This window comes from Maribacter spongiicola (assembly GCF_004364165.1).
Classification (GTDB): domain Bacteria; phylum Bacteroidota; class Bacteroidia; order Flavobacteriales; family Flavobacteriaceae; genus Maribacter; species Maribacter spongiicola.
Window position 1 is genome coordinate 1,104,720 of the sequence record NZ_SOAY01000010.1, and the last position, 13,122, is coordinate 1,117,841.

Consider the following 13,122-nt stretch of genomic DNA (forward strand, 5'->3'; position numbering starts at 1 on the left):
CCGAGTAGGCAAGAACCAAGCAATTATTTTTACACTTTGTTAGCTTTAGTTTTTTCCATACTGTACTTTACATATTCCCTGCATTTGTCAAAAGGAATGTCATTATGAGGAGACTTAATAGTCAATTTGTTCCAAGGTTTCCATTCCTTTTTTAATTCAGTATTGGTAATTTGATGATGTTCTAATATTCCATTATTAACATAATCGGGCAAAGGCATATTTAAGTCCCTAGAAGCGCCATTTTTAATTAATTCCAAATTATGTGAAACTTTATTTTCTTTGATTAGAAAACTAAAAACGCCATTGTCATAAGAAGATTCATAATAGTCAAATTCTCCATGGTCATCATACACAGGTTTCAATAAATTGTTTTCTTTTTCAAACTCAAAAATTCGATTCATCATTGTTTCATTTAACCATTGGTAAAAAACTTTTGAATTATTGATTTTTTGAACCTGAATGAACTCTTGATTGAATAAATAATCAGTTTTTAAATTGAAGTCTTTATCTATGGATAGAACGACTTGGTTAAATTGGGTATCCGTATTTTTTGTATCCGTAAATCGATCTATAATTTCTTTTAAATGTGGACGCAACAAGCGAAGTGAAATAGGTAGTGTTTCATATTTTCCTGATTCACTTAAATACGAACTTTTTAATCCATAACCGCCGGTAATAGTAAAATTTAGTTCTAATCTGATATTAATCCAATCATATTCCCGAGTTAGGTCCCGAATTTGGTTTAATAATTCTGGATTTTGGTTCATATGGTTATTAGGTAAGTTTAAGTTTTATGGGTTTTAAAATTAAAGCTAACGGTTAATGTATGATCTGTACGGCATTGAAATCCGTAGGATTTCCCGCCGTACGATAACATTTTAAATATACGTAGATTTTCCGACGGAAAATCGGACAGTATAGATTATACATATTGTTAGCAAACGTGTTGCAGCGCAAACCTTGGTCTGGTCGAAGACCACTGATTTGTTTCCCAAACTCTTTTAAAATGGTTTCTTTTTTAAGTCCGTCGAACCTAAATAGTAAAGGATTTATGTATTTCGCCTTTAAGGAGACCAAACCAAGAAAGTGAAAAGTCCGACCGCACAACAGTTGCGTCTGAGTGAAGTCCGTCCGAGCGAGAACTTTGGTAAGGTAATTTTTAATTAAATAGCTGAAGTTTGACAAAGTAACAAGCCAAAAGAAACCATTTTAAAAATGCTGGTTTACCCGAGCCAAACTCTAATTTTTTTAAATATTCAGGCTAATTGCGGAACGATTTAAGTTTATGGCAATATGTTTGCTAACAATTGTATATGTGCACAATTGCACATATTTCTTATTTACCAGTAATTTAATAATATCTTGTAGAATGTCAATTAATACAATATGTTATCCGTTTACAAACGTATATTATGCGCATATTATGCGTTTGTAAACGTTTAATTCTGATCTTAACGTATCAATTAATATAGCTAAAGCGATTTTAAAAGTCCGCCATCAATAGGAATATTTGTTCCCGTAATATAAGCGGCATTGTCAGATGCCAAGAAAGCTGCTAAATAACCATATTCTTCTGGTTTACCAATACGCTGTACTGCCACTCTCGATTCCATTTCTTTTCTAACCTGACTTGCTTCAATACCTAATTGTTCGGCTTTTTTGGCATTAAGTTGCGTAATGCGGTCGGTATCGAAATATCCGGTAAGAACGCTATTGACGGTTATGTTATGCTTGCCTACATCTGTAGCCAACGATTTTGCCCAGGTTACCACTGCCGCTCTGATCGTGTTAGATAATGCTAAATATGAAAGTGGTTCTTTTACAGAAACGGAAGCTACATTTATTATGCGTCCCCAATTGTTTGCTATCATAGAAGTTAATGCCAATTCTGTGGTGAACACCACCGTTTTAAAAAGTAAATCAAAGGCTTGTTGGTAATCGTTTACTTGCTTTTCTAGGGCATTACCAGCAGCGGGACCTTGGGTATTATTCACAAGAATATCGACACTGTTGTTTTCAAAGTATTTTGTAATAACCTTTTTGTAGTCATTAAAATTATTAAAATCTACCGCAAGGTATTGATGTTGTTGCCCCTGGTCCGTTGGCAGTTCATTTACAATGTTGTGCAATTTCTCTTCGCTATGCGACATTAAAGTTACACTGGCACCACTTTCAGCCAATTGCTGTGCTATTGCTTTACCAATACCACCACTACTACCACCAACTAATGCTTTCTTATTTCTTAACGATATGTTCATTTCTTATATTTTTGGATTAGGTAACTGAGCGAAGCCGAGGTTAACAACCAACTGCTAACGGTATTCTTCTCGTGTTGGGCTAAATACATCTAATAACTTACAAGGGGTCAAAGCAACACCACTATGTTTTAAATGCGGGGCAATTACCACGATGTCACCTGGGTGGTACACCTTTGTAGTTCCATCTAAAGTGAATTCAAAATCACCCTCCATCACATGCATGATCTGCTCGTTCATATGCGCATGTTCAGGTACTGTAGCGCCTTTTTCTACATCCCAAAATGCCATACTCATATTTTCAGAGTGTACCAATTTGCCATGTAAACCGGGCATAATCTCTTTTGACGGTATTGTAGAAAGCTTATAGTTCATTATTCTTTAGTTTAAGAACTAAAGATACTAGAATCTGTCGCAATTTTATAATAGTTGTTCGTCTAGAAATGTTGTTTTCGGTTAGTTGCCGTATTCCCAATCAAGTACCACAAATTCGCAGCGTCTGTTCCACTCATGATCTTCTTCAGAACAGGCTTCTTCAGTTGCACAAACTACAATAGGTTTTGATTCTCCGTATCCTTTTGAAACCACTCTGCCAGATTCAATTCCGTTTTTGACCAAGAAATCTTTCGCAGAATCGGCACGTTTTTGAGAAAGGTCTTTGTTATAGTTTTTATTGCCACGAATATCTGTATGAGTGCCAATTTCAATGATCATACCCGGGTTTTTCTTCATAATATCTATGACCGTTTGTAAACGTTCGCGAGACTCTCTTCTTAGATACCATAAACTATAATCGAAATGTATTTCTTCGGTCTGTATAACCGTACGGTCGCTCTCTTTTACTAAAGCTTCTTCTGTTGCTATGGCATCGGCTATTTTCTTTGCAAGTGCCTTCTCGGTTTTTGCTTTCTCGGCAATGCGCTGTTTCGTTAAACGTTCAGCTTTTTCAATACGTTGTTTTTCTGCTAATAGATTGGCTTTTTTATCTACCTCTAACTTTTTAGCGACCATTTGCTTTGTGCGTAGTCGTTCGGCTTCTTGTTGTTCTTGCAATGCTAGTGCTTCTGTTTTTTGTTTTTCTAGGATGGAATATAAAGGCATCGATGCATCATGTTCGGCGTTTCTTTCTTTTGTACTACGGATGTTCTTGGCATTACCTTCATACCCATTTTTTTCTGCTTGTACTTCGTAGGATGCTTCACAGACAATATCAAAGTCAAACGCACCATTTTCTTTGGTAATGCATGTGGCTATCACCTGTTTTTCTGCATTTACTAAAGTTACCGTTGCATTGGCCAATGGTAGGGTAGTGGTTCGATCTGTTATAATACCGGTAATAAACTGTTCGCAATCTTCAATTGATAATTCTTTGGTAATGCTAAAACTATAGATATCATCGCTACCTATACCAGATGGTCTGTTACTTGCGAAATAGCCCGATGCATTATCAGTATTCAATACATACGAGAAATCATCATAACCACTGTTTACAGGTAACCCTAAATTATCCGGATTCTGAAATGTTCCATTTTTGTTTATAGAAATAAAGACATCTAAAAGTCCGAAACCTGGGTGTCCGTTCGATGAAAAATAAAGAGAATTATCCGAAGCTATAAAAGGGAATTGTTCCTTCTTATCGGTATTAATTATACTACCTAAATTTACGGGTGTGCTAAACGAATTGTCGGCTTGTAAGCTTGTTTCATAGATGTCGAAAGAGCCAAATCCGCCAGGTCTATCCGAAGAAAAATATAATTTTGTACCATCTGCATTTAAAGCAGGGTGTTCATTAGAAAAATCATCACTGTTGAATGAAAGTTCTGTAATATTCCCCCATTCGCCATCAACTAAACTAGCACTGTAAATCTTTAAATTAGAAACCTTTTGATCATCCGTTTTACGCTTGCCATGGTTATAGTTGTTACGGGTAAAGTACATGATGTTTCCATCGGGTGAAACCGTAAAAGAACCTTCGTGCAATTTTGTGTTAATAGCATTCGATAGGCTGACACTAATACTATCGCCCAGTTGTTCTTGATCTATGGGGTGCGTGTAAATATCGAGATACTGCTGATTGTTCCATCGGTATGTTTTCGAAGTTGATTTTTTATGTGCTGCGGTATACCAAATGGCATCACCTACCTGCATTGCCCCAAATTCTGATGTTGTCGTATTCAGGTTACTATTTGCAATTGCGAAACGATCACCGATCGCTTTTACATTTTCTAGGTATATATTTTCTTCTTTTAGTTGCTGCAATTTTTCTGAATTGCCTTCTTTGGTGTAAAAATCGAATAATACCTGTGCGGCTTCGTCATATTCGCCAATAGCTTTTAAAGATTGATTCAGCTTAAAATAATACTGCTCATCTACCGTATCGCCATAATTAGAAATAAGGTACCGGTACCAACGTGCCGATGCATTAAGGTCAAAGGTATGGTAATAGCTATCTGCCAGGTTCTTTACGACCAAACTGCTTTTATTGCTCGGTAATGCGGCTTCGTACAAGGCAATGGCATCTGCATAGTATTTCTTTTCAAATAGGTCGTTGGCACGTTTTAAATCTTGTGACCAGGCGGATTGAAAAATGCCTAAAATTAGGACGATATAAATATGTAAGTTTTTCATTTTAGTAGAATCTAGGAGATTTATCATAGCCTTTTTTGAGTCCCCAAAGGTCTAGGTTGAACAGCACGAAAATTTCATGTGATCCATTATTGAATGCGCCTAAATTAGACAAGGTGTAATCGTAAGCATAGCCTATTCGTACAGAAGGTATAACCGCAATATTGAACATGGCATTGACAGAATCATCTAACCTATACGAGACACCACCTTCAAAACGATTATTGAATAATGCGTTGAAAGAGACATCTGCAGTAATTGGTGCGCCCGATACCATTTTGGTTAATACAGACGGCTTTAGTTTCAGGTTCGGGTTAATGTCAAATACATAACCCGCCATACCAAAAAGGTGAATAGCTTCTGATCCAATACGGTTTAGACCATCCCTGTTTTCTAAATGTTTAGAGGTCAATAAATTCGGAATTGACAGACCTGCGTAAAATTTATCTCTGTTATAAAATGCACCAATACCCACATTTGGGAAGGTGTTATTCATATTCTCATTAAAAGCAGGATCATCTTGAACCTCTGGTAATCTGAATCCGTTGAAATTTGTTTCGAACGTGGTGATACCTCCTTTTAGACCTAAACTCAAATTACTTTGTTCATCTAGCTTTAATATATAGGCGAAATCGACATAAATGTTATTCTCTTTCAATGAACCATCGCCAATATCATCTGATATTATAGATGCGCCCATTTCAATTTTTTCCGATAACGGAGTATGTGCAAAGAAGGTTAGCGTTTTTGGTGCGCCCACAGCATTTTCCCATTGGGTTCTGTAGAGCGTACCAAAATTAAGCATGCCAGGTTGATTGGTTGTGTAAGCAGGGTTGACCACATTCATGTTATACATATACTGCGTATACTGTGGGTCTTGTTGACCTTGTAGTTGTATCAAGAACAAAAGCATAACTATGCAGATGCCCCAAGTAGTGTTTGTTATTTTCTTGTGCATGGGTTATCTGTTTAAGTATAAGCGACCTTGAATAGGTTCTGAATTGCCTTTATTATAATTGATGATATAGAAATAGACTCCGTTTGGTGCTGTGGCAGAACCATTTCTACCATCCCAAGCGGGATTGGTTTTGTCGCCTTTAAATAATGAGGTGCCGTATCGGTTCAAAATCTCTAAAGTGAAATTCGGGAAAATGATTTCTATATTCGGAATGAAAAAAGTATCGTTTCTGCCGTCGGCATTTGGTGAAAATCCGTCAGGTATGAAGAAGTCATAATTTTCGGGATCACAATTACTAAAATCTACAGTTACCGGTATACGTGTTGCAGAAGTACATCCGGTAAGGGAATTATAATTTTCTGCATAATAAACTGTGTCTTCTAATAACGGAACGTCATCTGTTAGCGCTGTACCACCAGTTTCGGTAATAAACCATAATACTTCATTTTCTGTTTCGTTTTCTAAAGTCCGTAATGCTACGACCGTAGGGTCATCTAAACCACAAACTGATAACATATCTGAAGATATTGCTGTTGGTGCAACCGTTATTACTGTCGGCGTAATTTCTAAACGATCTGTACTCGTACAACCACCGCTATTGGTAGCTGCGAAATAAGTTTGACCATCTACTAGAATGGTTGACGCATCTAAAGCAGTGTCGCCAGAGAGCGTACTAAACCATGTAATGGAACTGCCTGTAATTATATTTACAGTAATATTCGACAATGTCGGACTCGTTTCTGCGCAGAACAAGGGAGTATTATCATCACTCGTTGGCGCATCTGGATTACTGAAATTGACCGTTATTTGAACACGTTCGGTTCCTTCACAATTAGTAAGTGGATCGCTATTGGTAACAAAATAATCTTCACCATCAATCAGCTCTGTTGAAATCGGTAGAATATTGGTGTCTGTATCGGTATCGTAAAATAAGATATCGCCAGCTGCGGTAACATTAATATCCATTAACTTCGGTAACCCACTAAAATCGCTCAAACAAAAAGTCTGGCTGGCATCGGCTACGGGAGCATCTGGCACTCCGCCACGAGAGAAATTTTCGCTCTCTTCGAACTCAAAATCTAATCGGCAGGGTGTAGTATCATTCTGAATGCTTCGTACACTAGCGGTATAATTACCAATAGGTAAAGCATCGACATCGATTTGATAGGCAGCAGTACCACCTGTGAAATTTATAGTATTGGTAGTGAGCACGGTATTTGAACCTAATTCGGTAACATCATAGGTTATCGTATAGGTGCCATCTGGTAGTATAGGTGCATCTACCAAAACATCTATTTGTGTAGCATCGCAATTGTTATCTACAATAAGATTTAGCTGAATAGCATCTGGTAACGGAGTTACTATAAAAGTATTCACTAATGGGCAACTTGTGGCATAAATGCCCGATAGTGTTGTTCTAATGTTGTATTCGCCACCTGAGTTAAAGTTATTTGAAGGAACTATAAAAGAAGCATTACCATTTGTAAATTCAAGCTCGAAAGAATCTGAAATTACAGTACTACCATCGGGGTTTGTTAAGGTGTAGGTCGTTGAAAAATTGCCGGTTGCGAAATTTCCATCCACATCAAGTATATCAATTATTTGTATAATATTGTCATTTTGTACGCAAATATCTTCGGCGGTAATATCTGAACTTGTTACTAAAAATGTGGTGGGTGGCACAACAACTCTAGGGCAAACATCTCGTGGTGGCGTTACGCTTGTAATACCTACAACTTCTAATGTAACCTCTTCATTTAAAGGTACTAGACCCTGGTCAATGACAAAATTGCCATTTCCGTCAGATAATGTTGCCGGTGCATCACCTAAAACACCATCAATGGTGTACTGAATTAAAAAATCACCATTAAATAAGAGTGTGTCGTCATAATCAAGATTAACGACATATGCTGATCCAAAACAGATATCAACGGTTTCAATTGTGCCATTTAGTATGGGTAATATTCTAATGCTTACCTCGGAAATTCTTTTTTCACACACGGGGTGACTAGGGAAAACTGTATAATTAAAGGTAAAATCAGCATAACCAAAATTGTCATACATTTCTTGAATGTTAATGACCGAATCGTTGAGGTCGCTTAATTGGTTGGTTCCATCTTCTGTCCAAGTTCCATTTGGATCTTCACCTATCAATTGTTCACTAAGGTCAAATGCGGTATACCCCGATAAATCATCGCCAGCACAAAAAATTAGTGCAGGAGCCCTACCTGCGTTTGGTGGCGGGTGCACTTCTAAAATTACGGTCGAGGTTCTTCCTAGGCAACTATCAACATCAGGTACCGTATATGTAAATGTATAGATACCGGGTCCTGCTTGTTGGGCATTAAAAAAATTTTCATTTAATTGACCGGTAAAGGTACTTGGGTCTTCTTCCCAAAGTCCATTGAAATCTTGAACTTTTCCGTCTACATTACTTCCTAAAAAACCATGTAGGTTAACGTTAGGGTCATCACCACAGGCATTTGCACTACCATCAATATTATCCTCACCAGGGTAACCACCTAAAGTTATGGTTACGGTAGCAGTTTCATTACAATCTGTGTTGGTATATACAAAAGAGTGTGTGCCGTAATTATTAATACGCCACAAATCTACAATACCGGTACTTTGGTTTAATGCGTAGAAATTTTCTGGGTTCGTGGTAGACCATGTTCCGCCAGCAGTTGGTGAGCCACCTAACCTTGGGAATAATGCAAAATTACGATTAGTGTCATCTGCATCTTTTTCACAAACTACAATGCTGGCATCATTTCCAGCGCATTGTGCTTTGACCAAGTTTGAAAAACCAAATGTAAAAATTACAATGGCTAAGAACCTAAGTTTTAATTTATTCATTAATAGGGGGTTGGTTGTTGAATAGAATTAATAGATGTTAAAGGTATTTGCGATTGTTTTTGTAGGAAATTATATGTTGTGAAAAGTTAAAAATGTAGGGTGAATACTATTAATAATGATATAAAGTGTTAAAATTTAACGCAATTCATCGATATTATATTGATTTTCTTACATGTAAGTGCGGCTTTAGGTTTGTGGGAATTGAATAGTTTTAATTGCACAATACGTATCTTTGCCACCTAAAATTCAGGAATGCAAATACATTTTATTGCAATAGGAGGAAGTGCCATGCACAATTTAGCGTTGGCGCTAGAACATAAAGGATATGTTATTACAGGTAGTGACGATGTCATTTTTGAACCTTCTAAATCTAGATTAGCAGCAAAAGGATTACTGCCCGACGAATTTGGCTGGTTTTCTGAAAAAATTACCAGTGATCTAGATGCTATTGTATTAGGTATGCACGCTAAGGCTGATAATCCAGAATTGCTAAAAGCGCAAGAACTAGGCATTACGATTTATTCTTACCCTGAGTTTTTATATGAGCAATCTAAAAATAAAACCAGAGTCGTTATTGGTGGCAGCCATGGTAAAACAACTATAACCTCAATGATCCTTCATGTACTCAACTTTCATGATATCGAAGTTGATTATATGGTAGGGGCACAGTTAGATGGCTTTGATAGAATGGTGCATTTGACAGAAGATAATGATTTTATCGTGCTAGAAGGCGATGAGTATTTGTCGTCACCAATAGATCGCAGACCTAAATTTCATTTATACCAACCGAACATCGCATTATTAAGTGGTATTGCTTGGGATCATATCAACGTATTCCCAACTTTTGAGAATTACGTAGAGCAGTTTAAAATATTTGTCGATAGTATCGTTAACGGTGGTTCTATAACTTATAATATTGAAGACGAAACAGTAAAGGAAATCGTTGAAGCTTCTGAAAATGCCATTAGAAAATTACCATATACTACACCTGAATATAGTGTTGAAGATGGCGAAACTTTATTAGAGACTAACGAAGGACCAATGCCTATTGAGGTTTTCGGAAAACATAATCTAAGTAATTTGGCAGGTGCAAAGTGGATTTGCCAAAACATGGGTGTTGATGAAGACGATTTTTATGAGGCAATTGCCACTTTCAAAGGGGCATCCAAACGTTTAGAGAAAATAGCTGAGGGTAATTCAAGTATTGCCTATAAAGATTTTGCACACTCCCCAAGTAAAGTAGCCGCTACTACAAAGGCAGTAAAAGAGCAATACCCAAATAGAAAGTTGATTGCTTGCTTAGAGTTGCATACATACAGCAGTTTTAATCCGGAATTTCTAAAGGAATACAAAGGTGCTTTAGATGCTGCTGATGAGGCAGTTATTTTCTACTTGCCAGAATCTGTAGCTATTAAGAAACTAGAAGCCGTTACTCCAGAACAAATTTCAGAAGCTTTTCAAAGAAAAGACCTAAAGATTTTTACCGATGCAGCTTCGTTTCATGAATACCTAGAGAGGCAGGCGTACGATAATACCACATTGTTACTTATGAGTTCAGGTAATTATGGCGGATTCGATTTGAAGAGATTTCAAGAGTTGATGGGTTAAGGGAAAGTACAGTATTAAGTACAAAGTAATAAGTATTAAGTAAAAAGTACGAGGTACAAAGTTGGGTTAGAGAAAATAGAGGATAGAAAATAGAGTAAAGAGTACAAAGTATTAAGTAAAGAGTATTAAGTACAAAGTACGAAGTCTTTTTGAGTTTGAACTTGCACTTGATTTTTGAATTTTTTTGAACTTACACTTGACTTTTGAACTTGAACTTTTATTTTAACAACAAACAACAAACAACAAACAACAAACAACAAACAACAAACAACAAACAACAACCAACAAACAACAACCAACAACCAACAACCAACAACCAATAACCAAATTACACTCCGAATTGCTTTAAATGATGGTCTAAATGTTTGTATTGCATTTGTCCCCATTGCTCTTTTGTAAATGGTCCGAATGCAGGGTGCGGATACCATTCTTTACGATCACGAACCGCATAAAAATCATTCACTAAAGTTTTAAGGATTTCATGTTCGGTACTGAACACCTTATCTTCTTTTGTTTTTAGTTGAGGTGCAGTCGGTAAATTCTTCCTCCACGGTTTATCATTATATAAAGATTTTTTAAAGAAGGTTTTTATAAACCAATTACCTTTAGATGTATTTGGTTTATTTTCAATCGCTAATTTTAACGGGTATTGGCAATGCCAAACCATTTGCCCAACGGTCATTTTACCCCATCCTTTTTCAGAGGTTTCTGAGAGTTGCTCAATTCTACCTTTAATTTCTTGGTATGCCTCTTCGTTTAAAATCGATTTCATGGTTGGTTTTTTAAATGATGTATAAATTTACCAAAAAATAATTTGTTCTGTATCTTTAGCCAATGCACGATAAACCCACTTCGTTTTCCATTAAAAATTGGTCAGATGACGATAAGCCTAGAGAAAAGCTAGTACATAAAGGTCGCTCAGTATTGTCTGATGCTGAATTGATTGCCATTTTAATAGGTTCGGGTAGTAGATCAGAAAGTGCGGTTGAACTGTCTAAACGTATTTTAGCATCTGTAGATAACAATCTTAATGAGTTAGGTAGACTTTCTATAAAACAGCTGATGACCTTTAAAGGTATTGGTGAAGCAAAAGCAGTAAGCATAGCAGCAGCTTTAGAAGTAGGTAGAAGAAGAAGGGGAGAAGACGCCGCCAAAATTGAAAAAATAGGAAGTAGTAAAGATGTATATGAAATTCTACAACCGCTGTTGGGCGATTTGGAACATGAAGAATTCTGGATTCTCTTTCTCAATAATTCCAATAAAGTTCTACATAAAGCACAGTTGAGTAAAGGTGGGATAACAGGTACTTTAGTAGATGTGCGTATTGTTATGAAACAAGCTTTAGAATTAGGTGCAGTTGCAATTATTCTTGCTCATTATGTAAAGTATTTTATTATGTTAATAAAAATAGATAAATATTTGTTTCTTAGGGCGTAACAGAGGTTATACTTTACATAATATTATAGTTTAAGGGGTACCTGAGTTCCAAAAGAGGATGGCACTTTCAGAACCAAATGCAAATACTTTATAAACGCTGGACGATTTTAGGGATTTATAAAACTGTCGTGTTTTTGTCAAACTTTAATTCTTTAATTTTTTCGCTTGTGGCTGACGTCTCGGCTAAGCTTAGTGCGGTGGTAAGGAAACTTTTCTTTTCCGTCTGCGCACAAGCTAAAGCTTATTGTTTAGTTTTATAATTTTCGTGTTCAAAGCTAAATTTATAAGATTTAGCGACTTTAGAAAATTAGATAGACCTTTCTATTTTGCTCTAAAGCCCGTATTACGTTTAGGCATTATGTGTTTCTAGTATGGGCATCTTTATCTTTTAGCCATATAAGAAAAAATCTAGAGGGTTCAAGTCCCTTATGCGTTGGGGTAGCGTCTCCGCCTGTACATAGTAAAACCGTAACAATCTTTTAAATAAGTAGTTACGGTTTTTTCGTTTCAAAAATGTACGGTTTTTGTATTGTTTTGCTATTCTGTTTCTACTAAATACTTACTGACTTTTTCAATTTTAATTCCTAAATCATACATTTTATCTACAATATTGGAGCAATCTTCAATTAAATCTATAGATCCTTGATTTGTAATAATATCATATTTCTTTAAATCTTTTAAGTATTCTTTGTCTGTAATTCTCCAAATATTCATATCAACTAGCATTCTTTGGATTTCCCGAAAATAAAATTTTCTTATACCTGATTCTAATTTTGTTCTTTCGAGCTCAATTAAAAAATCATACATATTATCCAGATTAGATTTAATTTTTAGAAGTTGATTAATAGCATTACCGTTTGATTTATTTATTAAATTTTTGTGTTGATCTTTTAAAATTAAATGGTGTTCTGAGGAATGTTCATAATCTTCTTTAATTCTTTGTCTTGCTTTGGAAGCAATTTCATATAGGTTGATAACAAATTTCTTATTGTTACCTGCATCCACATTATTACTGTAATAATAATCCTTAGCTAAAACGAATAGGTTTGATATATAGTTATAAGAGTGCTCTGTTATTAATTGTTTCATTTGGGCATTATGATCGTCTCTTTGCCTTCTATTTGCTTCTATTTGGGCTGTGAACGATTTGTAAACTAAAAATGCAGCAAGCAAATTGACAAACGGAGCTGTAATACCGCCAATGGTATCACCAATCCCGCCAGTGGCTTTAAAATCGGGGCCCCAACTGAGTTGAGTGAATATAATTGGTCCAAAGATTATTAAAATGAGTAAAACAACAATAATCGTCCATTCCCATAACATAAAATGAACTAAAGGCTTATTGGTGCTATCGTTTGATTGGGTTTCAGTATTCTGCATTGA

10 protein-coding genes are annotated in these 13,122 nt (G+C 36.0%); 2 read left to right on the forward strand and 8 right to left on the reverse strand.

All coding sequences use genetic code 11. From position 1 onward, the window contains the following. Window positions 1–29: 29 nt before the first annotated feature. The 6 genes from CLV90_RS05150 to CLV90_RS05175 form a co-directional block, all read right to left on the reverse strand. Window positions 30–767: a hypothetical protein gene (locus tag CLV90_RS05150; protein WP_133686424.1), complete on the reverse strand. Its 738-nt coding sequence runs from the start codon at window positions 765–767 to the stop codon at window positions 30–32. Window positions 768–1,472: 705 nt separating this feature from the next. Further along, on the reverse strand, window positions 1,473–2,258 hold the full coding sequence (locus tag CLV90_RS05155; RefSeq protein ID WP_133686425.1) for an SDR family oxidoreductase: 786 nt from the start codon (window positions 2,256–2,258) through the stop codon (window positions 1,473–1,475). Window positions 2,259–2,312: 54 nt separating this feature from the next. Further along, on the reverse strand, window positions 2,313–2,630 hold the full coding sequence (locus CLV90_RS05160; protein ID WP_133686426.1) for a cupin domain-containing protein: 318 nt from the start codon (window positions 2,628–2,630) through the stop codon (window positions 2,313–2,315). Window positions 2,631–2,711: 81 nt separating this feature from the next. Next, window positions 2,712–4,883, reverse strand: coding sequence for an OmpA family protein (locus CLV90_RS05165; RefSeq protein WP_166638538.1), 2,172 nt, complete (start codon window positions 4,881–4,883; stop codon window positions 2,712–2,714). 1 nt (window position 4,884) lies between these two features. After that, window positions 4,885–5,838, reverse strand: a complete 954-nt coding sequence (locus tag CLV90_RS05170; protein WP_133686428.1) for a PorP/SprF family type IX secretion system membrane protein — start codon at window positions 5,836–5,838, stop codon at window positions 4,885–4,887. 3 nt (window positions 5,839–5,841) lie between these two features. After that, window positions 5,842–8,694, reverse strand: coding sequence for a gliding motility-associated C-terminal domain-containing protein (locus tag CLV90_RS05175; RefSeq protein ID WP_133686429.1), 2,853 nt, complete (start codon window positions 8,692–8,694; stop codon window positions 5,842–5,844). A gap of 252 nt (window positions 8,695–8,946) precedes the next feature. Between CLV90_RS05175 and CLV90_RS05180 the strand changes: the two genes are divergently transcribed. Then, a complete protein-coding gene (locus CLV90_RS05180; protein WP_133686430.1) occupies window positions 8,947–10,302 on the forward strand; it encodes a UDP-N-acetylmuramate--L-alanine ligase in 1,356 nt (451 codons plus the stop codon). A 328-nt stretch (window positions 10,303–10,630) separates the two neighbouring features. Here CLV90_RS05180 and CLV90_RS05185 read toward each other — a convergent pair whose 3' ends face one another. Continuing rightward, on the reverse strand, window positions 10,631–11,074 hold the full coding sequence (locus CLV90_RS05185; protein WP_133686431.1) for a DUF1569 domain-containing protein: 444 nt from the start codon (window positions 11,072–11,074) through the stop codon (window positions 10,631–10,633). A gap of 62 nt (window positions 11,075–11,136) precedes the next feature. Here CLV90_RS05185 and CLV90_RS05190 point away from each other — a divergent pair, with 62 nt between their 5' ends. Continuing rightward, window positions 11,137–11,739: a JAB domain-containing protein gene (locus CLV90_RS05190; RefSeq protein ID WP_133686432.1), complete on the forward strand. Its 603-nt coding sequence runs from the start codon at window positions 11,137–11,139 to the stop codon at window positions 11,737–11,739. 537 nt (window positions 11,740–12,276) lie between these two features. Here CLV90_RS05190 and CLV90_RS05195 read toward each other — a convergent pair. Then, window positions 12,277–13,119, reverse strand: coding sequence for a hypothetical protein (locus tag CLV90_RS05195; protein WP_133686433.1), 843 nt, complete (start codon window positions 13,117–13,119; stop codon window positions 12,277–12,279). Between the last annotated feature and the right edge of the window lie 3 nt (window positions 13,120–13,122).